This is a genomic window from Caballeronia arationis, from assembly GCF_001544975.2.
In the GTDB taxonomy this organism is placed as follows: Bacteria; Pseudomonadota; Gammaproteobacteria; order Burkholderiales; family Burkholderiaceae; genus Caballeronia; species Caballeronia arationis.
The window spans coordinates 57,385-80,791 of the sequence record NZ_FCOG02000008.1 but is presented as its reverse complement, the minus strand read 5'-3'; the positions used below and the strand labels follow the sequence as shown (position 1 = coordinate 80,791).

Annotated in this window: 20 protein-coding genes and 4 tRNA genes; 18 read left to right on the top strand and 6 right to left on the bottom strand. The window is 63.3% G+C overall.

Annotation, left to right across the window (positions count from 1 at the left end; all coding sequences use genetic code 11):
- The first annotated feature begins 12 nt into the window (after positions 1–12).
- The 8 genes from lepA to nagZ all read left to right on the top strand — a co-directional run bounded on the left by lepA (position 13) and on the right by nagZ (position 8,086).
- Positions 13–1,803 (top strand): translation elongation factor 4, encoded by a 1,791-nt coding sequence (gene lepA, locus AWB81_RS06940; RefSeq protein WP_062633549.1) that lies wholly within the window; start codon positions 13–15, stop codon positions 1,801–1,803.
- Positions 1,804–1,868: 65 nt separating this feature from the next.
- Positions 1,869–2,762: a signal peptidase I gene (lepB, locus tag AWB81_RS06935; protein ID WP_062633547.1), complete on the top strand. Its 894-nt coding sequence runs from the start codon at positions 1,869–1,871 to the stop codon at positions 2,760–2,762.
- 176 nt (positions 2,763–2,938) lie between these two features.
- Complete coding sequence (rnc, locus tag AWB81_RS06930) at positions 2,939–4,024, top strand: ribonuclease III (protein WP_235025738.1); 1,086 nt, start codon at positions 2,939–2,941, stop codon at positions 4,022–4,024.
- 55 nt (positions 4,025–4,079) lie between these two features.
- Positions 4,080–4,979 (top strand): GTPase Era, encoded by a 900-nt coding sequence (era, locus tag AWB81_RS06925; RefSeq protein ID WP_062633545.1) that lies wholly within the window; start codon positions 4,080–4,082, stop codon positions 4,977–4,979.
- Positions 4,966–5,853: a DNA repair protein RecO gene (gene recO / locus AWB81_RS06920; RefSeq protein WP_062633543.1), complete on the top strand. Its 888-nt coding sequence runs from the start codon at positions 4,966–4,968 to the stop codon at positions 5,851–5,853. Before era ends, recO begins: the two co-directional genes overlap by 14 nt.
- Positions 5,850–6,617 (top strand): pyridoxine 5'-phosphate synthase, encoded by a 768-nt coding sequence (pdxJ, locus tag AWB81_RS06915; RefSeq protein WP_062633541.1) that lies wholly within the window; start codon positions 5,850–5,852, stop codon positions 6,615–6,617. Before recO ends, pdxJ begins: the two co-directional genes overlap by 4 nt.
- A gap of 13 nt (positions 6,618–6,630) precedes the next feature.
- Positions 6,631–7,035: a holo-ACP synthase gene (gene acpS / locus AWB81_RS06910; protein ID WP_062633539.1), complete on the top strand. Its 405-nt coding sequence runs from the start codon at positions 6,631–6,633 to the stop codon at positions 7,033–7,035.
- A gap of 22 nt (positions 7,036–7,057) precedes the next feature.
- Positions 7,058–8,086, top strand: a complete 1,029-nt coding sequence (nagZ, locus tag AWB81_RS06905; protein ID WP_062633537.1) for a beta-N-acetylhexosaminidase — start codon at positions 7,058–7,060, stop codon at positions 8,084–8,086.
- A 72-nt stretch (positions 8,087–8,158) separates the two neighbouring features.
- Here nagZ and AWB81_RS06900 read toward each other — a convergent pair whose 3' ends face one another.
- The 4 genes from AWB81_RS06900 to earP form a co-directional block, all read right to left on the bottom strand.
- On the bottom strand, positions 8,159–9,544 hold the full coding sequence (locus AWB81_RS06900) for a sigma-54-dependent transcriptional regulator (RefSeq protein WP_062633536.1): 1,386 nt from the start codon (positions 9,542–9,544) through the stop codon (positions 8,159–8,161).
- Positions 9,545–9,727: 183 nt separating this feature from the next.
- Positions 9,728–10,063, bottom strand: a complete 336-nt coding sequence (locus AWB81_RS06895; RefSeq protein WP_062633682.1) for a BON domain-containing protein — start codon at positions 10,061–10,063, stop codon at positions 9,728–9,730.
- A gap of 270 nt (positions 10,064–10,333) precedes the next feature.
- The gene (efp, locus tag AWB81_RS06890) at positions 10,334–10,891 is read right to left on the bottom strand and encodes an elongation factor P (protein WP_062633534.1); all 558 of its coding nucleotides are present in this window, start codon (positions 10,889–10,891) and stop codon (positions 10,334–10,336) included.
- A 172-nt stretch (positions 10,892–11,063) separates the two neighbouring features.
- Positions 11,064–12,266, bottom strand: coding sequence for an elongation factor P maturation arginine rhamnosyltransferase EarP (gene earP, locus AWB81_RS06885; RefSeq protein ID WP_062633532.1), 1,203 nt, complete (start codon positions 12,264–12,266; stop codon positions 11,064–11,066).
- A gap of 1,193 nt (positions 12,267–13,459) precedes the next feature.
- Here earP and ltrA point away from each other — a divergent pair.
- The 8 genes from ltrA (at position 13,460) to AWB81_RS06845 (ending at position 19,474) form a co-directional block, all read left to right on the top strand.
- Positions 13,460–15,178, top strand: a complete 1,719-nt coding sequence (gene ltrA, locus AWB81_RS06880; RefSeq protein WP_062633531.1) for a group II intron reverse transcriptase/maturase — start codon at positions 13,460–13,462, stop codon at positions 15,176–15,178.
- Positions 15,179–15,347: 169 nt separating this feature from the next.
- A complete protein-coding gene (gene uvrC / locus AWB81_RS06875) occupies positions 15,348–17,504 on the top strand; it encodes an excinuclease ABC subunit UvrC (protein WP_062633529.1) in 2,157 nt (718 codons plus the stop codon).
- A gap of 105 nt (positions 17,505–17,609) precedes the next feature.
- Positions 17,610–18,206, top strand: coding sequence for a CDP-diacylglycerol--glycerol-3-phosphate 3-phosphatidyltransferase (pgsA, locus tag AWB81_RS06870; protein ID WP_062633528.1), 597 nt, complete (start codon positions 17,610–17,612; stop codon positions 18,204–18,206).
- 124 nt (positions 18,207–18,330) lie between these two features.
- A tRNA-Gly gene (locus AWB81_RS06865) sits at positions 18,331–18,406 on the top strand.
- Between the two features lie 59 nt (positions 18,407–18,465).
- Positions 18,466–18,541: transfer RNA gene (locus tag AWB81_RS06860), tRNA-Gly, on the top strand.
- Between the two features lie 59 nt (positions 18,542–18,600).
- Positions 18,601–18,676: transfer RNA gene (locus tag AWB81_RS06855), tRNA-Gly, on the top strand.
- 92 nt (positions 18,677–18,768) lie between these two features.
- Positions 18,769–18,842, top strand: a tRNA-Cys gene (locus AWB81_RS06850).
- A gap of 149 nt (positions 18,843–18,991) precedes the next feature.
- The gene (locus tag AWB81_RS06845) at positions 18,992–19,474 is read left to right on the top strand and encodes a GNAT family N-acetyltransferase (RefSeq protein WP_062633526.1); all 483 of its coding nucleotides are present in this window, start codon (positions 18,992–18,994) and stop codon (positions 19,472–19,474) included.
- Here the strand turns inward: AWB81_RS06845 and AWB81_RS06840 are convergent.
- Together AWB81_RS06840 and AWB81_RS06835 are read right to left on the bottom strand one after the other, a co-directional pair.
- Positions 19,471–20,337, bottom strand: a complete 867-nt coding sequence (locus AWB81_RS06840; protein WP_062633525.1) for a cytochrome c oxidase assembly protein — start codon at positions 20,335–20,337, stop codon at positions 19,471–19,473. The genes AWB81_RS06845 and AWB81_RS06840 overlap by 4 nt on opposite strands.
- A complete protein-coding gene (locus AWB81_RS06835) occupies positions 20,334–20,963 on the bottom strand; it encodes an SCO family protein (protein ID WP_062633524.1) in 630 nt (209 codons plus the stop codon). Before AWB81_RS06835 ends, AWB81_RS06840 begins: the two co-directional genes overlap by 4 nt.
- Before the next feature lie 299 nt (positions 20,964–21,262).
- Between AWB81_RS06835 and otsB the strand changes: the two genes are divergently transcribed.
- Positions 21,263–22,027, top strand: coding sequence for a trehalose-phosphatase (otsB, locus tag AWB81_RS06830; RefSeq protein ID WP_062633521.1), 765 nt, complete (start codon positions 21,263–21,265; stop codon positions 22,025–22,027).
- Positions 22,024–23,403: an alpha,alpha-trehalose-phosphate synthase (UDP-forming) gene (gene otsA, locus AWB81_RS06825; protein WP_062633519.1), complete on the top strand. Its 1,380-nt coding sequence runs from the start codon at positions 22,024–22,026 to the stop codon at positions 23,401–23,403. Before otsB ends, otsA begins: the two co-directional genes overlap by 4 nt.
- Positions 23,404–23,407: the final 4 nt, after the last annotated feature.

Below are 23,407 nucleotides of genomic sequence, written 5' to 3'. Positions count from 1 at the left end.
GATCGGCACTGAATGAATCATATTCGCAACTTTTCGATCATTGCGCACATCGACCACGGCAAATCGACGCTCGCCGACCGCATCATCCAGTTGTGCGGCGGCTTGTCCGACCGCGAAATGGAAGCGCAGGTTCTCGACTCGATGGATCTCGAACGCGAGCGCGGCATCACGATCAAGGCGCAGACTGCTGCGCTCAGCTACAAGGCGCGCGACGGCCAGGTCTACAACCTGAACCTCATCGATACCCCGGGCCACGTCGACTTCTCCTACGAAGTCAGCCGGTCGCTGTCGGCGTGCGAAGGCGCGTTGCTCGTTGTCGACGCGAGCCAGGGCGTTGAGGCGCAGACCGTCGCCAACTGCTACACCGCGATCGAACTCGGCGTCGAAGTCGTGCCGGTCCTGAACAAGATCGACCTGCCGGCCGCTAATCCCGAGAACGCGATCGAGGAAATCGAGGACGTGATCGGCATCGACGCCACCGACGCCGTGCATTGCAGTGCGAAGACGGGGCTGGGCGTGCAGGACGTGCTCGAAGCGCTGATCGTCAAGGTGCCGCCGCCGAAGGGCGACCCGGAAGCACCGCTGCAGGCGCTCATCATCGATTCGTGGTTCGACAACTACGTCGGTGTCGTGATGCTCGTGCGCATCGTGAACGGCACGCTGCGTCCGAAGGACAAGATCAAGATGATGGCGACCGGCGCGCAGTATCCGGTCGAAAGCCTTGGCGTGTTCGCGCCGAAGTCGACCAGTCTCGCGTCGCTGTCGGCGGGGCAGGTGGGCTTCATCATCGCGGGCATCAAGGAACTGACGGCGGCGAAGGTCGGCGATACGGTCACGCTCGCCGCGAAGCCGGCTTCCAAACCGCTGCCGGGCTTCAAGGAAGTGAAGCCGCAGGTGTTCGCGGGCCTCTATCCGGTCGAAGCGAACCAGTACGACGCGCTGCGCGAATCGCTCGAAAAGCTGAAGCTGAACGACTCCTCGCTGCAGTACGAGCCGGAAGTGTCGCAGGCGCTCGGCTTCGGCTTCCGTTGCGGCTTTCTCGGCCTGTTGCACATGGAGATCGTGCAGGAGCGGCTGGAACGCGAATTCGACATGGACCTCATCACGACCGCGCCGACCGTGGTCTACGAGGTCGTCCAGCGCGACGGCACCGTGATCCAGGTCGAGAACCCGGCGAAGATGCCGGAACCGCCGAAGATCGAGGAAGTGCGCGAGCCGATCGTGACCGTGAACCTGTACATGCCGCAGGAGTACGTCGGCTCGGTCATCACGCTTTGCACGAACAAGCGCGGTCAGCAGATCAACATGCAGTATCACGGGCGCCAGGTTCAGCTCACGTACGAAATCCCGATGGCGGAAATCGTGCTCGACTTCTTCGACCGCCTGAAGTCGACGTCGCGCGGCTATGCGTCGATGGACTATGAGTTCAAGGAATACCGCGCGGCGGACGTCGTGAAGGTCGACATGCTGATCAACGGCGACAAGGTCGACGCGCTGTCGGTGATCGTGCATCGCTCGCAGAGCCAGCATCGCGGTCGCGAGGTGGCGTCGAAGATGCGCGAGCTGATTCCGCGCCAGATGTACGACGTCGCGATCCAGGCGACCATCGGCGCAAACATCATCGCGCGCGAGAACATCAAGGCGCTGCGCAAAAACGTGCTCGCGAAGTGCTACGGCGGCGACATCTCGCGTAAGAAGAAACTGCTCGAGAAACAGAAGGCGGGCAAGAAGCGGATGAAGCAGGTCGGCTCCGTCGAGATTCCGCAGGAGGCGTTCCTCGCCATCCTGCGCGTCGACGACTGACGCCGCGCGTTTGCGCCGCGCGCAGTCCATAACGAAAAAACGGCGATAACAACCGGATACGATTGATGAATTTTGCGTTGATTCTTTTGATCCTCGTCATTTTGACGGGTATTGCGTGGGTGCTAGACAAGCTCGTTTTCCTGCCGCAACGGCGCCATGCCGCCGATGCCGCAGTCGCCGAATTCGACCGGCAGCAGGAACGCGTCGGCGAGCGTTTCGCCGATGAGAACGCAACCGAGACACGCGCCCGGCTGCGCGACGACAAGCTGCGCCAGCCATGGTGGCTCGAATACACGGCGAGCTTCTTTCCGGTGATTCTGGTCGTGTTCGTCGTGCGCTCGTTCGTGGTCGAGCCGTTCAAGATTCCGTCGGGCTCGATGGTGCCGACGCTCCTGGTCGGCGACTTCATCCTCGTGAACAAGTACGAATACGGCCTGCGTCTGCCGATCAGCAACACGAAGCTGACCGAAGGCAAGCCGCTTACGCGCGGCGACGTGGTCGTGTTCCGCTATCCGAAAGACGAATCGGTCGACTACATCAAGCGCGTGATCGGCCTGCCGGGCGATACCGTCGCGTACGAAGACAAGAAGCTCACCATCAACGGCAAGCCGGTGCCCGAAACCGCGCAGCCTGACTACTTCGACGACGAACGCATCGGCTACGCGAAGCAGTTCGTCGAGGACCTCGGTGGCCGCAGGAACGCGATCCTGAACAATCCGCAAGTGCCGCCGTTCGTCATCGGCGCGGACGACTTCCCGTATCGCGACAACTGTGTCTACAACGCGCAGGGCGTGACCTGCAAGGTGCCGCCGGGCCACTACTTCATGATGGGCGACAACCGCGACAACAGCGCGGACAGCCGCTACTGGGGCTTTGTGCCGGACAACAACATCGTCGGCCGCGCGTTCTTCATCTGGATGAACTTCAGCAACCTGAAGCGCATCGGTTCGTTTCAGTGACACACATCGTGTGCGTTCGATTCGAGTAAGTACGCAGCGACGCCGGTCGTGTGTCGCACTCGATCCTCAATGCTTCGAAACGGCGTGAAGAAGCGCGGCTAACGTCGCATCTTCACGCGCTTTCCCCCGTTTTCCGGCCGGAATCCCCGCTCCCGGCGCCGCGTTATACTCTGTCCATGCCCTCATCTCCGTTGGAAAGCCGGCTGCGGTACGAATTTCGCAATGCGGAATTGCTGCGCCAGGCGATGACCCACCGCAGTCATAGTGCCACGCACAACGAACGGCTCGAATTTCTCGGCGATTCCGTTCTAAATTGCGTGGTAGCCGCGCTTTTGTTCCAACGATTCGGAAAACTCGACGAAGGCGATCTTTCCCGAGTCCGCGCCAATCTCGTCAAACAGCAGTCGCTTTACGAAATCGCGCAGGCGCTGAACGTCTCCGAGGCGCTGCGCCTCGGCGAAGGCGAACTGCGCAGCGGTGGCTTCCGTCGTCCGTCGATTCTGGCCGACACGCTCGAAGCGATCTTCGGCGCGGTCTTCCTCGATGGCGGATTCGACGCGGCGCATACGGTCATCAAGCGTCTCTACGCACCGATTCTCGATCACATCGATCCGCGCACCATCGGCAAGGACGCGAAGACGCTGCTCCAGGAATATCTGCAAGGCCACAAGATCGCGCTGCCGACTTATACCGTCGTCGCGACGCACGGCGCTGCGCACAACCAGCAGTTCGAAGTGGAATGCACGGTGCCGAAGCTCGACGTGAAGGTGTCGGGCTCCGGCGCGAGCCGCCGCGCAGCCGAGCAGGCGGCGGCGAAGATGGCGCTCGACGAAGTGATGGCCGCCGCGCCCGCGCTCGCCGTGAAGCCCAAGCGCAAGGGTGCGCGCGCGGCGAAGCACGCCGAGCCTGAAGTCGTGCCGGGCGTGACCGGCGTGCAGACGGCGCTCGATCTGCGTTCGCCCGACAGGAAAGAACGCGAGCGGCTGCGCGCAGCCGAGACAGCGCCTGTGGCCGTGATCCGCGCGGCACACGTCGAGCCGTCCGCGAACGCTTTCGCTGCGGCGGAGAGGCCCGAGCGGGCCGTGATCCATCGATCGGAAAAGGTCAACGACAAGGCCGGTGAGAAGGCCGCCGAGTCGCAGACCGCTCAGGCGAGTGCCGAGCAAAAGACGATAGAACCCGCCGAAGCGCAATCGAATCACGAAACACAAGACAGCCACGAGACGCACCAGGTCGCGCGCGCCGCCGATACCGGTCGCTGACGCCGCCCCGGGCCCCGGCGCAAGCGTGCGCCTTACGAAATTGCCGCACACACATATGAACGCTTCCACTTCCACTGGTTTTCGCTGCGGCATGGTCGCGATCGTCGGCAGGCCGAATGTCGGCAAATCGACGCTGATGAATGCGCTCGTCGGCCAGAAGGTCAGCATCACCTCGCGCAAGGCGCAGACGACGCGCCATCGCATCACCGGCATTCACACGCTCGACGACGCGCAGTACATCTTCGTCGACACGCCCGGTTTCCAGACGCGCCACAGCGGCGCGCTGAACCGCTCGCTGAACCGCGCGGTGACGTCGACGCTCACGTCCGTCGATGCGATCCTGTTCGTGATCGAAGCAGGCCGTTTCGGCCCGGACGACCAGAAAGTGCTCGACCTGATTCCGAAGGGTACGCCCACGCTCCTGATCGCGAACAAGCTCGACCACGTAAGCGACAAGAACACGCTGTTCCCGTTCATGCAGAAGATGGGCGCGCTCTTCGACTTCCGCGAGATCGTGCCGATGTCGGCGAAAAATCCCGACGACATCAAGCGTCTGATGGATGTCGTGAAGCCGTACTTGCCGGAAGGCGAGCCGATCTATGGCGAGGACGACCTGACCGATCGCAGCGAGCGCTTCCTCGCGGCCGAAATCCTGCGCGAGAAGGTATTCCGCTGGACCGGTGACGAGCTGCCGTACACGAGCACGGTGCTCATCGACAAGTTCGAGACCGAAGGGCGTCTGCGCCGCATCTTCGCGACGATCATGGTCGATCGCGACACCCACAAGGCGATGATCATCGGCCAGAAGGGCGCGAAGCTGAAGCAGATCAGCACCGAGGCGCGGCACGACATGGAAAGGCTCTTCGACGGTCCGGTCTATCTCGAAACCTTCATCAAGGTGAAGAGCGGCTGGGCGGACAACGAGGCAGGATTGCGCGCCTATGGGTACGAATGAGGCGTGGGTGACCCGCAACCCCGACGCTTCCGCCAGCCTCGACGACGATAACTTCGACGCCGAGTCAAAGCCTGCCGCGCCCAGAAAGCGCCGGGTTTCTTCGTCGTCTTCCGCCGACACGCCGCCTGCCGTCAAACGTCCGCGCGCAGCGCCGCGTTCCGACTTCCGTATCGCCGAGCAGCCCGGCTTCGTGCTGCACAGCTATCCTTATCGCGAGACGAGCCTCGTCATCGACGTGTTTTCGCGCGATTACGGCCGCGTCGCGCTCGTCGCGAAGGGCGCAAAGCGTCCGCATTCCGCGCTGCGCGGCGTGTTGCAGACGTTCCAGCCGCTGGGGCTTTCATGGTCCGGCAAGGGCGAAGTCCGCACGCTGACGACGGCCGAATGGGTCGGCGGCATGCTGCCGCTGGCGGGCGATGCGCTTCTTTGCGGCTTTTACGTCAACGAGCTGCTGGTCAAGTTCTGCGCACGCGAAGACGCGCATCCCGCGCTCTTCAACCACTATGTGCTGACTCTTTCGCGCCTCGCGCACGACGAGCCGCCCGTGCAGGTGCTGCGTTCGTTCGAGCGCGTGCTGCTGCGCGAGACCGGCTACGCGATGGCGCTCAACCGCACGATCAGTCGCCAGCCGGTTCTCGCCGACCGCAAATACGTGTTCGATCCCGAGCGCGGCGTGCGCGAGGCGTCGGACGAACTGCCGTCGCAATGGCCGGTGATCGCCGGCCAGACGCTCCTCGACATGGAAGAGGACGACTACAGCCGCCCGCAAACGGCGGCGCAAAGCAAGACGCTGATGCGCTTCCTGCTCAACGTCTATCTGGGCGGTACGCCGCTCGCCACCCGTCAGATCCTGATCGACCTGCAAAATCTATGAGCTTCTTTCTGTCGTCATCGTCGAATGTGATCGATCTCGGCGTGAATATCGACCACGTCGCCACGCTGCGCAACGCGCGCGGCACGAACTATCCCGATCCGATCCGCGCCGCGCTCATGGCCGAGGAGGCCGGCGCCGACGCCATCACGCTGCATCTGCGCGAAGACCGCCGCCATATCGTCGACGCGGACGTGCGCGCGCTGCGCCCGCTCCTCAAGACGCGCATGAACCTCGAATGCGCGGTGACGAAGGAAATGCTCGACATCGCGTGCGAGATCAAGCCGCACGACGTCTGCCTCGTGCCGGAAAAGCGCCAGGAACTGACGACCGAAGGCGGCCTCGACGTCGCTGGCCAATTCGAAGCCGTGAAAGCCGCCTGCCGCCAGCTCGCGGATGCGGGCGCGCGCGTCTCGCTCTTCATCGACGCCGACGAAACGCAGATCCGCGCGGCGCACGAAGCGGGCGCGCCGGTCATCGAACTGCACACGGGCCGCTACGCCGAAGCGCATGAAGAAGCCGAGCAGCAACGCGAATTCGAACGCGTCGCGCGCGGCGTCGACTTCGGCAATTCGCTCGGGCTCAAGGTGAACGCGGGTCACGGCCTGCACTACACGAACGTCCAGCCCATCGCCGCGGTCGAAGGGATCGTCGAACTGAACATTGGCCACGCGATCGTCGCGCATGCGATTTTTGCCGGCTGGGAAAACGCCGTGCGCGAGATGAAGGCGATCATGGTCGCGTCGCGTCTCGCGGCCGCGCGCTGAACGGGGCCGCGCGATGGCGATCTACGGAATCGGCACCGATGTCGTCCAGGTGAGCCGCGTCGCGGCGGTGATGGAGCGCACGAAAGGGCGCTTCGCCGAAAAAGTGCTCGGCGCCGACGAACTGCGCATCTATCACGCGCGAAAGGCGCGCTCCGAAGTGCGCGGCCTCGCGTTCCTCGCGACGCGCTTCTCCGCGAAGGAAGCATTCTCGAAGGCGATCGGCCTCGGTATGCGCTGGCCGATGACCTGGCGTGCGCTGCAGACACTCAACGAACCGAGCGGCAAGCCGATGGTCGTCGCGTCGGGCGAACTGGCGCAGTGGCTCGACGCGCGCGGCATCACGGCGAAAGTCACCGTCAGCGACGAGCGCGACTATGCGGTGTCGTTCGTGATCGCGGAAATTCCCGACCCCTCCTGAAAAGACCAACCATTTGGACTCAATGAAACGCACTCCCGGACCCGTCATGCTCGACGTGGTCGGCACCACGCTGACCGAGGCGGACATTCGCCGAATCGCCCATCCGATGACGGGCGGCATCATCCTGTTCGCGCGCCACTTCACCGACCGCGCGCAGCTCGTCGCGCTCACTGATGCGATCCGCGATGTCCGCGACGACATCCTGATCGCCGTCGATCACGAAGGCGGCCGCGTGCAGCGTTTCCGCACCGACGGCTTCACGGTGCTGCCCGCGCCGGGCAAGCTCGGCGAACTGTGGGACCGCGACGTCCTGCTCGCGACGAAGGCGGCGACCGCGTTCGGTTACGTGCTCGCGTCGGAGTTGCGCGCATGCGGCATCGACATGAGCTTCACGCCTGTGCTGGACCTGAATTACGGCCAGTCGAAGGTGATCGGCGACCGCGCATTGCACGGCGATCCGCGCGTGGTCGCGATGCTTGCGAAGAGCCTGAATCACGGGCTCGCGCTCGCGGGCATGGCGAACTGCGGGAAGCACTTTCCGGGGCACGGCTTCGCGTCGGCGGATTCGCACGTCGCGTTGCCGACCGACGACCGCCCTCTCGACGAAATCCTCGCCGCCGACGTGAAACCGTACGACTGGCTCGGGATGGCGCTCGCGTCGGTGATCCCGGCGCATGTCATCTACACGCAGGTCGACGAGAAGCCCGCCGGGTTTTCGCGTGTCTGGCTGCAGGAGATCCTGCGCGGCCGGCTCGGCTTCAACGGCGCGATCTTCAGCGACGATCTCTCGATGGAAGCCGCGCGCGCTGGCGGCACGCTGACCGAAGCGGCGAGCGCCGCGCTCACCGCGGGCTGCGACATGGTCCTGATCTGCAACCAGCCCGAGGAAGCGGAGAAGGTGCTCGAACGGTTGCGCTTTACGCCTTCGAAAGCGTCGCAGCAGCGATTGAAGAAAATGCGTGCGCGCGGCAAGGCGCCGCACTGGGACAAGCTGCAAAAGCAGGTCGTCTATCAGCAGGCGAAGGCGCTGTTGCAAAGCGCGCTCGGCTGATCGGCAACTGTGCGAAAAAAACGCCACGGCAGCGATGCCGTGGCGTTTTCATTTGAAGCGGAGCGCGAACCCTCAGGGTTCGAGCTTCATCCGCTGCAGCTTGTTGTAGAGCGTCTTCGGGCTGATGCCGAGCAGCGTCGCCGCGCGATGGCGTGTGCCGCCGACCGCTTCGAGCGTCGCGCGAATCAGCATGTCCTCGACATCCGCGAGAGCCGTGCCGACCGTCACCTGCACGCTGCTGCCGTTCAGTCCGCGCCCGCCGATGCCGCCGTGCTCGTCGGCGTGAAGCGTTTCGATGACATCGCCCGACGCGTGATACGCGCGCCGCACGCGCTCCCGCAGTTCCCGTACATTGCCCGGCCATTCCTGCGCGAGACATTCGCGGATGAACGACGGGCTGATGCGCTTCGGCGACCCGCTCGTCACGCCCACGATATGGTTTTCGCGGTTCAGTTCCTCGACGAAATGCTCCGCGAAGAGGGCGACATCGTCGTCGCGGTCGCGCAGCGGCGGCAGCGCAATCGACGAAGCGTTCAGGCGCAGGTACAGGTCTTCGCGCAATGTGCCGTCGTCGATGGCTTGGCGCACTGGCGTGCGTGTCGCGGCGATAAGGCGGAAGTCGGTCATGATGCGGTTGCTGCCGCCGACCCGCATGAAGGTCTGCGAATCGAGCGCGCGCAAGAGCGCTTCCTGCTGTGCGTTGGGCAGCGCGTCGATTTGTTCGAGAAAGAGCGTCCCGCCGCCCGACTGTTCGAGCAGGCCCGGCTCGCGATTTTCCGCGCCGGCAAACGCGCCGCGTTCATGGCCGAACAGCAGGCTGTCCATCGAGCGCAGGGTCGAATCGCGCGACATGGCGCAGTCGAACGCGATGAACGGGCCCTTGCGGCGGCGGCTCAGCTCGTGCAGCGTGCGCGCGGCAATCTTCTTGCCGGTGCCCGGCTCGCCGCAGATCAGCACTGCGGCTTCGGTCGGCGCCGTCTGCTCGATCAGGTCATAGACATGCTGGATCGTGCTGCTGCGGCCGAGCATCGCGCCGAAATGGCCGAGCTCGCGCAGCTTGGTGCGCAGCACCTGGACTTCTTCCGTCAGCTCGTAGGGCCGCGGGATGCGCGCGAGCAGGCTGCGCAGCCGCGGGATGTTGACGGGCTTCAGCAGATAGTCCCAGATGCCGTGCCGCAAGCCTTCGATCGCGCTTTCCACGGTGGCGTTACCCGTCATCACGATCACCGGCAGCGCGCCGTCTGGCGGCTGGGCGGGCAGGCTCGGCAGCAGATCGAGACCGCTGCCGTCAGGCAGGTTCAGGTCGATCAGCACGACATCGGGAATGAAACGGGTGAGCGCGGCCCGCGCTTCGGCAAGCGTCGTCGCGGTGTCGACGGAAAAACCGTCCGCCGACAGGATCGCGGACAGGCCGGATAGGCTATTGGGATCGTCTTCGACAATCAGTGCGTGTGGCATGGCGGACACAACGTATCAAAATGGTCTGTAATCGCTCGAAACCGGACTTCAGCACGACGGGCGGGCTGGCAGCCGGGGCGTCATCGCCAACTGGCGCGACGTCCGATCCGGCTGCGAGCACGCAGCCTCGCTTCGGTCTCCTGCGTCCTGCGCGTATCTTTCCGCGTCGTTCAGTGCGGCCCGCTACTGCGGCTTCACGTGAAGGTCGTTCTTCACGGACTGAACGCCCGACACGCTGCGGGTAACGGCGACTGCCTTCTCGATCTGCACCTCCGCGTTCACAAATCCGGACAACTGCACGACGCCGCGATAAGTTTCGACACTCACCGCCAGCGATTTCAGGCCGGGGTCGGCGAGCAGCGCCGCCTTGACGCGGGCGGTGATCGCGGCGTCCGACGTGTACTCGCCAGCGGATTCGCTCGTCGATGTCGATGAGCACCCGGCAGTGAGCGCAATCGCTGGCGCGACCAGCGCGGCGGCGATCAAAAGCCGGGCGGCGACGTTGTTTTGTTTTCGCATTGGTTCGTCGTCGAGTAGGAGATTCATGGATACAGCAGAAATCGTGCCAATGCCCGAATTCCGGGAAAACAGGGCCCGGGTCGTTGTTCAGACTGACGATCGCGCCATTATTTCAAGATAATCCCGGTAAAGTTTGCCTGAACACGGCCAAAACTTCACGCAAAAGAAAAAGCGCCCGAGCGGGGCGCTTTTCTTTTGCTTCGCGGACTGCTGCGAATCACGCGGCGCGGACGATGCCGGCGCCGCTGCAGCTCATGCACTTCAAGCGCTTCAAGCGCGGCTGCGGTATTCGTTGGTACGCGTGTCGATTTCGATCTTGTCGCCGATACTGCAGAAGAGCGGCACCTGCAATTCCATGCCGGTGTTGATCTTCGCGGTCTTGAGGACCTTGCCCGACGACGTGTCGCCCTTGACGGCCGGTTCCGTGTAGATGATCTCGCGGACCACGGTGGTCGGCAGTTCGACCGAGATCGCCTTCTCGTTGTAGAACACGACTTCGCACGGCATGCCGTCTTCGAGGTAGTTCAGCGCGTCGCCCATCATTTCGGCTTCGACTTCGTACTGGTTGTAGTCGGCGTCCATGAACACGTACATCGGGTCGGCGAAATACGAGTAGCTCACTTCCTTGCGGTCGAGCAACACGACGTCGAATTTGTCGTCGGCCTTGTACACCGACTCCATGTTCCCCGCCGACAGCAGGTTGCGGAACTTCATCTTCACGACAGCCGAGTTGCGGCCCGACTTGTTGTACTCAGCCTTCTGCACGACCATGGCATCGTTGCCGATCATGACGACGTTGCCAACGCGGAGTTCTTGTGCGGTCTTCATAAGTAAAACTGTCCTGTGGTTTCTTTCGATACTTCAGCGCCCCGCGAAGCTTCGCTGGCGGACGCCGACAAATTAGCGGGAGCCGGGAAATCTGGACGGCGCGAGCTGCGCTTCCGTGCATCGCTCGGCGACGCAACCGGAGTTCGCAAGACGCGAGCCGTTGGATAACCGCTTATTTTAACTGAGTTTTTGCGGTTTCGGCCAGTTCGGCGGGCAGATTGCCATCGAGATGCGACGCCGCATGCGCCGCCAGATTGCCCGCCAGATCGCCGACGGCGGCGAGTTCCGTCGCCCATTGCGCAGCGCGCGCGTCGAGCAGCGCGCGATGTCGCCAGAAATCCGCCCAGTCCGGCGTTCCGGCCCCGTTCCAGGCGTGCCAGAAGCGCGCGACCGACTCGCGGGCCGCGTCGGGCAGGCCGCTCGCGTAATGGGCGAGAGCGGCGTCGAGCTTCGGCAAATGGGCGTGGTCGGATTGCGGGTAGATGTGCCAGACGAACGGCTTTTGCGCCCACTGTGCTCGCACGAACGAATCCTCGCCGCGCACGAAGTTGATATCGGCAGCCCACAGCAGGGCGTCGAATTGCGGCTGTTCGACGAACCCGATCGCGTACGCGGCGAGCGAGCCGAGCGTGGCCGAGTCGCCCGCCGCGAACTGCGGGAGGCCGAAAAACCGGGCGACCGCGCCCGAAATGCGCCCTTGCGGCACGAGCAGCACGACCGGCGACGCAGCATCGCGCCATTGAGCCAGCAGCGTGTCGATCGCGGGATTCTCGTAGGCGAACAGCGATACGACCGTGCGTTCCGCGCTCGGCGGCGCCGTGCCGACACGCTCCCGCCACCAGGCATCGCGGTCGAACGCGACGCGCCCGGCATCGAGCGTGCGCTCCTTCAGCACGCCGCCCGTGCCGGGGCCGAGGCCGGGAAAGAAGAACGTCTTCACGAGCGGAAAGCGCGGATGCGGCGACGGCCGCAGATGGAAATCCGCAACCCAGTCCTCCGCGCTCAGATATTCGAGATTGATCCACACCGGCTTGCGCTCGCGCCGCGCCATCGCCGCGACGTACACGGGCGGCAGTTCACACCCGAACGCCTCGATCACGACATCGGCGATCTGCAGGACCTCGCCCGCGTGCGACGGCTCGTGCCAGTGCTCGATCACGACGCCGGCCGCCTCCTGCCGCGCGAGGGCCGGGTCGACGGCGTGGCAGAGCGCGTGAAAAGCCCGCAGATCGTCGACGAATAGGCGCACCTGCCAGCCGTGCTCGTCAGCGAGCTGGCGCGCTAGGCGCCAGCAGACGCCGATGTCGCCGAAGTTGTCGATGACCGCGCAGAAAATGTCGCACGCGATTTCCGGGGAGTGAGCGGCTGTGGCCATGGACGCGCCTCGCGCGGCGAACGAGCCGCGTAATGATCTAAACTGGCGATTCTAGTGCGACACGCACGCTCGTGTCCGGGTAGCCCCAACGTAAGGGGCATCGACTAGCGACAAAGGAGGCGTCTGTATGAGCCTAACCGGTCGCGAAGATATCACGTGGAGCATCGGGAAGGGGCGTGAGTCCCTCGACGCAACTGCTCAGAAGCGGGGTATCTCTTTTAGCGAAGCGAGAGCCGGTAGAGGTTTGCCGGGTCTCGTTCATACGAGTCTCGGTAGAGCACATTCTCCGAGAGCTCGCATTGCATTGACCTGATTACCGTCAGGTTCCGCCCCGTCAGCGGCTTCACCTCCGCCGACAGGGTGGAGTGATGTATGTAATTCCTGCGCCGTCAGCGGCAATGGATTCGCGAACCGATACGAGCGAAAGCTCGGTGTGTCATTGTTTGGCCTCGTCAGTTGTACGGCGAGGACAGTGAACCTGCTGTACGACCAGCAGTAGCCTAAGAAGACATGCGTCACTGGCAACGGTGGGGTGTGAAGCTCTTCTGACAATGTAGCCTCCGGATGTTTCGGGCAGGCCCTTCCCGCGAGGGATTGGTCTGGACACTCCTAGCAGCAAAGCGGTCGAGGAGCTAGGCTGGCTGATAGGGTTAACGTATGTGAACTGCTGATAAACCTCGTTACCAGTGAGGAGCCAAAGCTGCTTGAACATCGGGCTCTAACCAAAAGGTACGTGGCTGGTTAGTCCACTTAGAATTTGGGCTACGTCGTTGTCAAGCCACCGGGGGATAGGCAGAACCTACGTCAGTCGTGTGACATGCCGGGAACGTGGTAAGCCTGTATGGTTGCCAGCTGTCTTTTGGCTGGCAGGCGAACCGTAAGGGACGCTGTTGATTGTGCAGGTATGGGAGGACGGAAAAAGCGAATGTCGGCTGTAATGGCCTGGATAGGGGTTGAGACATTACTCCACGCGAAAGCGGGCAGACTTCCGTCTGGTCTACCGTCGCAAGGCGGCTGACTACACTCTGTAACTTGGTTAGGTGCGAGCGCATGCGCTCGTACTGAGGTGTTTGTCCGAGATAGGGGCGCATGCGCTCCTATTGAGATGTCTGTTGTTCCCCAGAGGGGTGTGTCTGCCCCTCTGGGGGAGATGCGCCTTCTGCCTGGGGACTTCTTCCAAGTAGGAGAGCAGCATGAAAGTATCTGGTCGAAAGACCGGGTCTGCGCTTACCCACGCGCCGGACAATTGGAACGCCGTAGATTGGCGTCGGGTTGAACGGAACGTGCGAGGGATGCAGATTCGAATTGCGAAGGCGACGCGGGAAAGTGACTGGCGCAGGGTGAAAGCCCTGCAATGGATGCTGACTCGCACGTTATCCGCGAAGCTGTATGCGGTACGACGTGTTACGCAGAACCAGGGGGCGCGAACGGCTGGAGTCGATCGCGAACTGTGGGATTCGCCTGAAAGCCGGTGGGAAGCTATCGGCAGGTTGAAGCGGCGTGGATACAAGCCTCTGCCATTACGGAGAGTCTTTATCCCCAAAGCCAATGGAAAGGAACGCCCTCTGGGCATTCCGACCATGCGGGACAGGGCGATGCAGGCTCTGTATCTGCTGGCTTTGGAGCCAGTGTCGGAATCGACGAGCGACCCGAATTCATATGGGTTCAGGATAAACCGCTCGACAGCTGATGCTATGGGTCAGGTACGCGCTTGCACGTCCCGGAAGGATTCGTCCCGATGGGTACTGGAAGCGGATATCAAAGGCTGCTTTGACCACATCAACCACGACTGGCTGGCAAACCATGTCCCCATGGACAGGGAGATTCTCCGGAAGTGGTTGAAGGCTGGCCTGATTTACAAGGGTCAGCTACAGGCGACTGAGGCCGGTACGCCGCAGGGAGGGATCATCTCCCCGACGCTGGCGAATGTGACGCTGAACGGGCTGGAGCGTGAACTGGTTGCGCACCTCGGTGCGAAATTCGGGATCGTCAAAGCTAAGAAGTTGAAGGTCAATGTGGTGCGATACGCGGATGACTTCGTGATTACCGGTGACTCGAAAGAGATACTGGAACGCGTGGTCAGGCCTTGGGTGGAAGCGTTCCTTGCGGTTCGGGGCCTGCAACTGTCTGAGGCGAAAACGCGCATCACCCACATTGATGAAGGCTTCGATTTCCTTGGGTGGAATTTCCGGAAGTACTCGGGAAAATTGCTCATCAAGCCGAGCAAGAAAAACGCGCAAGCGTTTTATCGCAACGTGGCGGAAACGATCAGCGGCAACAAAACGGTAAAGCAGGGGGGTCTAATCCAACTGCTGAACCCGATGTTGCGCGGATGGGCGCAGTACCACCGTCCGGTCTCGGCCAAGCAGACGTACAGCCGCATGGAGCATCTGATTTTTCGGAAGCTCTGGCGGTGGTCGAAGCGGAGGCACCCGCAAAAGAGCGCTGTGTGGGTGAAACAGAAGTACTTTCACTCTATCGGTGCCCGGCGCTGGGTGTTTGCGGTTCGTACGGTACGCGAAGACGGCAGTTGGGGGCTGAATGAGCTATACCAGCTTAGCGGTATGGCTATCAAACGGCACACGAGGATCAAGGGCGAGTTCAATCCTTTTGATCCGACATGGGAGCAATATGGCGAGACCCTGCGGCAGGGGCGCATGTGGGAACAAATGCGCTACCGAAAGCAGTGGGCGACGCTGTATATGTCACAAGGCGGGCATTGCGCGCATTGTGGCTGTGCCTTAACGGACGAATCGGGCTGGCACGACCATCAACTGGAATATCGGATGCATGGCGGTACCGACGCTTTATCCAACCGGGTGCTGCTTCACCCGCACTGCCATCAGCAAGTGCACGCTGGTAAGCTGGTTGTAACTAAGCCGGTTCTGTCGTCGACAGAACTTTGTTTGTAGATTTGAGCCGAATGCGGGGAAACTCGCACGTACGGTTCTCGGGGGGCCCGGCTTTCGCAAGAAAGTCGGGCTACCCGACAGACAGCGCCGATTGCTTCACAGCCAGCCCACTGCCGCTTGACAGCAGGCATGGCCCGCTCGCCGCGCACTTTCCGCTTCGTTTAGCTGCATGACAGACACCGACGTTTTCGACCCCAAGAAGATTCTCGCCCAGTTGCCGAACCTGCCCGGCGTATATCGCTACTACGACGCCGAGGGCGCCGTGCTGTACGTCGGCAAGGCGCGCAACCTGAAAAAGCGCGTGTCGAGCTATTTCACGAAGACGCTGCATTCGCCGCGTATTGCGATGATGGTGACGCGCATCCGCAAGATCGAGACGACCGTCACGCGTTCCGAAGCCGAGGCGCTGTTGCTTGAGAACAATCTCATCAAAGCGCTGACGCCGCGTTACAACATCCTGTTTCGCGATGACAAGTCATATCCGTATCTGAAACTGACCGGCCATCAGTTTCCCCGGATGGCGTACTACCGCGGCGCCGTCGACAAGAAGAACCAGTACTTCGGCCCGTTCCCGAGCGCGTGGGCGGTGCGCGAGAGCATCCAGATCCTCCAGCGCGTGTTCCAGTTGCGCACCTGCGAGGATTCGGTCTTCACCAACCGCACGCGGCCGTGCCTTTTGCACCAGATCTCGCGCTGCACCGCGCCGTGTGTCGGCGCGATCAACGAGGAAGACTACGCGCGCGACGTCGCCAATGCATCGCGCTTCCTGCTCGGACGGCAGGGCGAAGTGATGAAGGAGCTCGAACAGAAGATGCACGGCTTTGCCGCCGAACTGAAATTCGAGCAGGCCGCGGCCGTGCGCAACCAGATGAGTTCGCTGTCGACGGTGCTGCACCAGCAGGCGATCGAAGTGGGCGGCGACAACGACGTCGATATCCTCGCGGTTGTCGCGCTGGGCGGGAAGGTGTGCGTGAATCTCGCGATGGTGCGCGGCGGCCGTCATCTCGGCGACAAGGCCTATTTCCCGGCGCACGTCGAATCGGCGCTCGGCATCGGGGACGAAACCGCCGAGGACGCCGCGCACCCTGATGACCTCGAACTGATCGAGGGCGTGGCGCCGATCGTCATCGAGGAAGTCGGGGTCGAGGAGACCGCGTTGCTGCTCGATGGCGCGCCCGAAGAAAGCGGCGGCGCGATGGACGCAACCGCGCCCGAGCAGGAGCAGGAGCAGGAGCAGGAATCGTCGCCCGAGCCCGAACCGGCACCGAGTCGCGAAGGCGCGCTCGAATCGGAAGTGCTCGAAGCGTTCATCGCGCAGCATTACATCGGCAACCGCGTGCCGCCCGTGCTGGTCGTGAGCCACGCGCCGGCGAGCCGCGAGCTGGTCGATCTTTTGATCGAGCAGGCCGGGCACAAGGTCACGCTCCTGCGCCAGCCGCAGGGCCAAAAGCGCGTATGGCTCTCGATGGCCGAACAGAACGCGAAGCTCGCGCTCGCGCGCCTGCTTTCCGAGCAAGGCTCGCAACAGGCCCGCACGCGCGCGCTCGCCGAGACGCTCAGCCTCGAAATGAACGACCTCGCGCAGCTGCGCATCGAGTGTTTCGACATCAGCCATACGATGGGCGAGGCGACGCAGGCGTCGTGCGTCGTGTACCACCATCACAAGATGCAGTCGGGCGAATACCGGCGCTACAACATCACCGGCATCACGCCCGGCGACGACTACGCCGCGATGCGCCAGGTCCTCACGCGCCGCTACGAGAAAATGGTCGCGCAGGCCGCGGCCAACGCCGCCGACGAAGCTACGACGCTGCAACCGGAAGACGCCGCCGATCCCAACGTCACGCCCGATGCGGCCGAGCCGGTCGCGGCGGGCGGTCTCTTGCCGAATATCGTGCTGATCGACGGCGGCAAGGGTCAGGTGGAAATCGCGCGCCAGGTGTTCGCGGAACTCGGGCTCGATCGCGGGATGCTGGTCGGCGCCGCGAAGGGCGAAGGGCGCAAGGTCGGCCTGGAGACGCTGATCTTCGCCGATCAACGGGCGCCGCTCGAACTCGGCAAGGAAAGCGCGGCGCTGATGCTCGTCGCGCAGATCCGCGACGAGGCGCACCGCTTCGCGATCACCGGCATGCGCGCGAAGCGGGCGAAGACGAGGCAGACGTCGCGGCTGGAAGAACTAGAAGGCGTCGGCGCGAAACGGCGCCAGCGGCTCCTGTCGCGCTTTGGCGGATTGCGCGGCGTGCAGGCGGCGAGCGTCGAGGACCTGGCGAGCGTCGAAGGCATCTCGCACGCGCTCGCCGAGCAGATCTACAAGCAGTTGCACTGAACCGCCGCGCCGGGCCGCCTGGGGGCGGCCGTGGCGCTTGCCTTGTGGCATGAGGTGTCAAGCGGCACAATGGCACCTCCCTTACACGTTGCTTCGCCTGAGCCGATGCCGTTCAACCTACCGATCTTTCTGACGTGGCTGCGAATCGTGCTGATTCCGCTCGTCGTGGGCATCTTCTATCTGCCGGACGTGATGATGAGCCCGGAGCATCGCAACCTGCTCGCGATGGTCATCTTCGTGCTCGCCGCGCTCACCGACTGGTTCGACGGCTTTCTCGCACGCAAGCTCAACCAGACGTCGTCATTCGGGGCGTTTCTCGATCCCGTCGCCGACAAGCTGATGGTCACCGCCGCGCTCCTCGTGCTCGTGCAGTTGATGCGCCTGAACGCGGTGATCGCGCTCGTGATCGTCGGACGCGAGATCACCATTTCGGCGCTGCGCGAATGGATGGCGCAGATCGGGGCGTCGAAGAGCGTCGCCGTGAACCAGCTCGGCAAGTTCAAGACCGTGTGCCAGATGGTCGCTATCCCGATGCTGCTTTTCTACGGGCCGCTGCACATCTACGGGACGCAGTTCGTCATCGATACGCGTGTGTGGGGCCTGTGGCTCATCTATGTCGCGGCGTTCCTCACCGTGTGGTCGATGCTCTACTACATGAAGCTCGCGTGGCCGCAGATCCGCGAACGCGGCGGCACGTTATAAATTGCGTCGAAGAGTGAAAGGGCGCATACAAAACTATTGACACCGCATCGAGGCTTCTACATAATCTCGTTTCTGTCGAGTGAGCGCTGAAACAAAGCGCAAAACGAAGGCAAAGAAGCAATATGCGGGAGTAGCTCAGTTGGTAGAGCGCAACCTTGCCAAGGTTGAGGTCGCGAGTTCGAGACTCGTCTCCCGCTCCAGGTTTTGAAGTCGTCGCTGTCTGGCACAGCGGTGATGTGGCAGGAAAGTGCAGGACAATGCGGGAGTAGCTCAGTTGGTAGAGCGCAACCTTGCCAAGGTTGAGGTCGCGAGTTCGAGACTCGTCTCCCGCTCCAGGTTTTGAAGTCGTCGCTGTCTGGCACAGCGGTGATGTGGCAGGAAAGTGCAGGACAATGCGGGAGTAGCTCAGTTGGTAGAGCGCAACCTTGCCAAGGTTGAGGTCGCGAGTTCGAGACTCGTCTCCCGCTCCAATCAAGGGGAAGCCGAGCTTCCCTTTTTGTTTGGTGGCCCGGACGGATGCTTCAGAACACTTCGAAGCGCAACCGGCACCAACACCGCTTACGGCGCGATAGCAAAGCGGTTATGCAGCGGCCTGCAAAGCCGTTTAGACCGGTTCGACTCCGGTTCGCGCCTCCAAGTAAGAGAAAAGCCCTGACCTCTCGGTCGGGGCTTTTTGTTTTGCGCGTCCGTTTCCAGCGCCCATCCCCGCGCGTTTGCATCGCGCGGCATAATCGCAGGATTTTCCAACGGCGGCCACGTGCCGCACCGCCCGTCCGCAGCCGATCATGACCGACCACTTTTCCCGATTCGACTGGCGCTGGAAGCCATTCAACGAACTCTCGACCACCGAGGTCTACGACATGCTCGGCGCGCGCAGCGCCGTGTTCGTCGTCGAGCAGAACTGTGTTTATGGCGATGTCGATGGCCTCGACGTCGATGCGTGGCATCTCTTCGCGTATGGCGAAGGCGAAACGCGCCCGGCGCTCGCCGGCTATCTGCGCGTACTTCTGCCCGGATACCCGGACGCATCGGAGACCGATATCCGCATCGGCCGCGTGCTGACGACCGCCGGCTTTCGCGGCATGAAGCTCGGCAACGCGATGCTCGAACGCGCGCTCGAACATATCCTGAAGCAGTGGCCGCAACAGCCGATCCGGCTGCACGCGCAGGCGCATCTGCAGAAATTTTACGGGGCGTTCGGCTTCGAGCCGATCTCCGACATCCACGACGAAGACGACATTCCGCACGTCTGGATGCGCCGTCCTTAAGCCCTGACGGGTGTCGCAGCCGACGGGCGGCGCGCTCGTGTCTCACGCAGACGCGAGCGCGCCGACAGCCGCAGCCAGTGACGCAGCGCGATCAGCGCGCCGATCACGCTCATCATCGATCCCGGAATCCACAACAGCAGCCCGCCGACCTGCTGATCGCGCATCGGGCTGATCCAGGTGAACGCGCGCCCGCAGATCGAATAGATCGGATACAGCTCGTGCGGCGTGAAGAAGATGTAGGCGCCGAGCAGAATCTGCGGCGGGATCGCGGCGATCACGAGCAGGATGCGCCGACCCGGCGCGAGCCGTGCGGGCGGCGCGGGTCGCGGATCGAGCACGAGCCACCAGAACAGCAGTCCGTCGAGCACCATGCTCCAGTTCATCACGCGATAGAGGCGCCAGTCGAGCATCGCCTTGAAGTGGATCGGCGATAGCAGCCAGAAATAGATCAGGCCGACGAAGAGCGTCACCGCGACCACTGGATGGAACAGCACATCGGCGATGACGCGCGCCGCGCACGTGTTCATCGCGGGAGTCAGCCCGCGCTGTCGCCAGCGAAACGGGATGCCCGCGCGCAGCGCCGCGCCCGGATACGACAGCGCGATCAGGAATGGCCCGAGATGATGCAGCACGAGATGCTGCAACCGGTGCATGAAAAACTCATGCTCGAAGAAGTAGTCGAGCCGCGTATGCAGCGCGACGTAGATGCCCGCCAGACCCAGCCAGAACGACAGACGACGCGCAAACGACACCCGCGCGTGCCGCGCGCCGCGCGCGAACAGAATCGCCGCGATCAGCACGGCGATGACGACCGTCGGCGAGAATTCCCATGGTTCGAGCCAGTAGAAAAGCGATTCGATCATGACTTCGCCGTCTCGATGACGCGTCGCAGGTCGTGCGCGATGGCGTCGATGGAATCGTTGTCGGTCGCGAGCAGGCGCGCGCGGCCTTGCGCATCGAAGATATAGACCGCCGAACTGTGCGTGACCTCATAGGTGCCGTTCGCGTCGCGCTTTTCCATCTGGTACGCCACGCGATAGCGTTTCGCGAGCGACGCGATCGCCCGGTCCGAACCCGTCAGTCCGACCGCGTGCTGCGCGTCGAACGCGCGCACGTAGGTGTGCAATGCGGCGGGCGTATCGCGCGCGGGATCGACGGTGATGAAGACGATCCGCGCGCGGTTCGCATCGGCGCCGATCTGCTGCAGCACTTGCATGAGCCGCGCCATGGTTTCGGGGCACACGTCCGGGCAGTGCGTATAGCCGAAGTAGACGAGCGTCGCGTGGCCGGCGAACGACTCGCCATTCGCGGCACGGCCGTCGTCGTCGACAAGCGAGAACGACAGGTCGGGTAGATGACCGCTGACATCGGTCAGGCGCCAGGGTTCTGCGGGCCGCGAACAGCCGGCGAGGAACGCACAAAGCGCGCAAAGCGCGAGCGTGGCGGCGACGAGCCGTCCGTCACGCCGAAACTGGATCAAAGAGGGCATTTCGGACTCGATCAGATGCAGCCGGGCAAGACCGGCTCTCGCGACTCTATCGCAAAATAGAAGCCTGCTTCGGCGACTCGGCGCATCATCTCGAAAATGGGGCGTTTTGCCGCAGCCCCGCCGAATAAGGCTGTAAGGGCGATGAGGCGCGCTCGCAAGCGGATTTGGAACGGTGCGGCGCCATCGAGCCGTCTCGCGCGAACGGCGTCTGGCGAAAACCTTGCTCTCTCGAAAATGGCGCGGCTCGCGGTAATATGCGCAAACTTTTCCGGTCATCTCCGGTTCGAAGGTCTACATCGATGCAAGAACTTCCTCGCACCCTGTCTCTCGCCGACACGGCTTTTTTCTTCGATTTCGACGGCACGCTCGTCGAACTCGCGCCGACGCCCGACGGCATCGTCGTGCCGCGCGTCGTGCCCGAACTCCTCGCGACGCTCAGGCGGGCGACCAACGGCGCGGTCGCGGTGGTTTCGGGACGTGGCATCGACAGCATCGACTCGTTCGTGTCGATGCCCGACTTGCCGGTCGCGGGCCTGCACGGCGCCGAGCGGCGCGACTCGAACGGCGACGTAGAGCGCATCGGATTCAACGATGAGCGGCTCCTGCGCATGGAGCACGTCCTCGAAGACGTGGTCGGCCGGAACCCCGGCATGCTGCTCGAAATCAAGGGCGCGGCGCTCGCGCTCCACTATCGCAACGCGCCGGACCGCGAAGCGGCGGCACGCGTGGCGACGGAGCGCCTCGTTGCGCAATACGCCGACGCCTACGTGCTGCAGCCCGGCAAGATGGTCTATGAGATCAAGCCGAAGGACGTCGACAAGGGACGTGCCGTGCGTGCGTTCATGAACGAGCCGCCGTTCACGGGCAGGAAGCCGGTCTTCGTCGGCGACGACCTGACCGACGAGAAAGGTTTCGCGGTCGTCAACGAATTCGGCGGGCTGTCTATCAAGGTCGGCGGCGGCGACACGCTCGCGCATGCGCGCCTGGAGTCGGTTCCGGCGTTCCTCGGCTGGCTGCAGGGCGTGGCCGACGCGGCGGGGAAGGGCGCCGGGGCGGGTACATGAGCCGCCTCATCATCGTTTCGAACCGCGTCGCGCCGATCTCCGAAGGCGGCCCGGCGGCGGGCGGGCTCGCGGTCGGCGTCTACGATGCGCTTAAGGAAACCGGCGGCATGTGGTTCGGCTGGAGCGGCGACGTGCTCTCGGCGCCGCCCGACGGCATCAGTCTGGAAGAGCGCGGGCCGGTGACCTTCGCGACCATCGGCCTCGTGCAGCGCGACTACGACCAGTATTACCGCGGCTTCTCGAACGCGACGCTCTGGCCCGCATTCCACTATCGCCCGGACCTGATCCAGTTCGAACGCCACGAGTTCGAGGGCTATTGCCGCGTGAACCGCTGGCTCGCAGAGCAACTCGCGCCGCTCCTCAAACCCGACGACGTGATCTGGGTCCACGACTATCACCTGATCCCATTCGCAGAGGCGCTGCGCGAAATCGGCGTGACGAACCGGATCGGGTTTTTCCTGCACATTCCGTTTCCCGCGTCGCAGATCCTGCTTTCCGTGCCGCGTCACCGCGAACTCGCCGAAGCACTCTGTTCCTTCGACCTGCTCGGCTTCCAGACGGCGCCCGACCTGCGTGCGTTCTGCGACTACATCGAATCGGAGGCGAACGGTTCGATCGAGCGCCGCGCGGACGAGCCGTGCCGGATCAGCGCGTTCGGCAAGACGCTGAAGGCGGCGGCGTACCCGATCGGTGTCTATCCGGACGAGATCGCGGCGCTCGCGAAGGACGGCGAAAGCGGTCGCGACGTGCAGATCGTCAAGGCGACGCTGCACGAGCGCAAGCTCGTGATGAGCGTGGACCGGCTGGATTACTCGAAGGGCCTCGTCGAGCGGTTTCGCGCGTTCGAGCGGCTGATCGAGCACCAGCCGCAGCAGCGCAACAACGTGTCGTTCCTGCAGATCGCGCCGCCGACGCGCGCCGACATGGACGCCTATCGCGACATCCGGCTCCAGCTCGAGGCGGAATCGGGGCGCATCAACGGGCGTTACGCCGAACTCGACTGGACGCCGATCCGCTATATCCACCGGCAGTACGAGCGGCCGGTGCTCGCGGCGCTGTTCCGCGAATCGCACGTCGGCTTCGTCACGCCGTTGCGCGACGGGATGAATCTGGTCGCGAAGGAATACGTGTCGGCGCAGGACCCGGACGATCCGGGCGTGCTCGTGCTGTCGCAGTTTGCAGGCGCGGCGCGGGAACTGGACGGCGCATTGATCGTGAATCCGCTCGACATCGACGGCATGGCCGACGCGCTCGCGACCGCGCTGGCCATGTCACTCGACGAGCGGCAGGCGCGGTATCGGGGAATGTTCGAATCGCTGCGGGAGAACAACGTCTCCGTGTGGCGGGATAATTTCCTGCGGGATTTGCAGCAGTGAGTGT

Coding starts and splice junctions, on each gene's coding strand:
- lepA (WP_062633549.1), top strand. CDS start 13: ATGAATCATATTCGCAACTTTTCGATCATTGCGCACATCGACCACGGC.
- lepB (WP_062633547.1), top strand. CDS start 1,869: ATGAATTTTGCGTTGATTCTTTTGATCCTCGTCATTTTGACGGGTATT.
- rnc (WP_235025738.1), top strand. CDS start 2,939: ATGCCCTCATCTCCGTTGGAAAGCCGGCTGCGGTACGAATTTCGCAAT.
- era (WP_062633545.1), top strand. CDS start 4,080: ATGAACGCTTCCACTTCCACTGGTTTTCGCTGCGGCATGGTCGCGATC.
- recO (WP_062633543.1), top strand. CDS start 4,966: ATGGGTACGAATGAGGCGTGGGTGACCCGCAACCCCGACGCTTCCGCC.
- pdxJ (WP_062633541.1), top strand. CDS start 5,850: ATGAGCTTCTTTCTGTCGTCATCGTCGAATGTGATCGATCTCGGCGTG.
- acpS (WP_062633539.1), top strand. CDS start 6,631: ATGGCGATCTACGGAATCGGCACCGATGTCGTCCAGGTGAGCCGCGTC.
- nagZ (WP_062633537.1), top strand. CDS start 7,058: ATGAAACGCACTCCCGGACCCGTCATGCTCGACGTGGTCGGCACCACG.
- AWB81_RS06900 (WP_062633536.1), bottom strand. CDS start 9,544: ATGCCACACGCACTGATTGTCGAAGACGATCCCAATAGCCTATCCGGC.
- AWB81_RS06895 (WP_062633682.1), bottom strand. CDS start 10,063: ATGCGAAAACAAAACAACGTCGCCGCCCGGCTTTTGATCGCCGCCGCG.
- efp (WP_062633534.1), bottom strand. CDS start 10,891: ATGAAGACCGCACAAGAACTCCGCGTTGGCAACGTCGTCATGATCGGC.
- earP (WP_062633532.1), bottom strand. CDS start 12,266: ATGGCCACAGCCGCTCACTCCCCGGAAATCGCGTGCGACATTTTCTGC.
- ltrA (WP_062633531.1), top strand. CDS start 13,460: ATGAAAGTATCTGGTCGAAAGACCGGGTCTGCGCTTACCCACGCGCCG.
- uvrC (WP_062633529.1), top strand. CDS start 15,348: ATGACAGACACCGACGTTTTCGACCCCAAGAAGATTCTCGCCCAGTTG.
- pgsA (WP_062633528.1), top strand. CDS start 17,610: ATGCCGTTCAACCTACCGATCTTTCTGACGTGGCTGCGAATCGTGCTG.
- AWB81_RS06845 (WP_062633526.1), top strand. CDS start 18,992: ATGACCGACCACTTTTCCCGATTCGACTGGCGCTGGAAGCCATTCAAC.
- AWB81_RS06840 (WP_062633525.1), bottom strand. CDS start 20,337: ATGATCGAATCGCTTTTCTACTGGCTCGAACCATGGGAATTCTCGCCG.
- AWB81_RS06835 (WP_062633524.1), bottom strand. CDS start 20,963: ATGCCCTCTTTGATCCAGTTTCGGCGTGACGGACGGCTCGTCGCCGCC.
- otsB (WP_062633521.1), top strand. CDS start 21,263: ATGCAAGAACTTCCTCGCACCCTGTCTCTCGCCGACACGGCTTTTTTC.
- otsA (WP_062633519.1), top strand. CDS start 22,024: ATGAGCCGCCTCATCATCGTTTCGAACCGCGTCGCGCCGATCTCCGAA.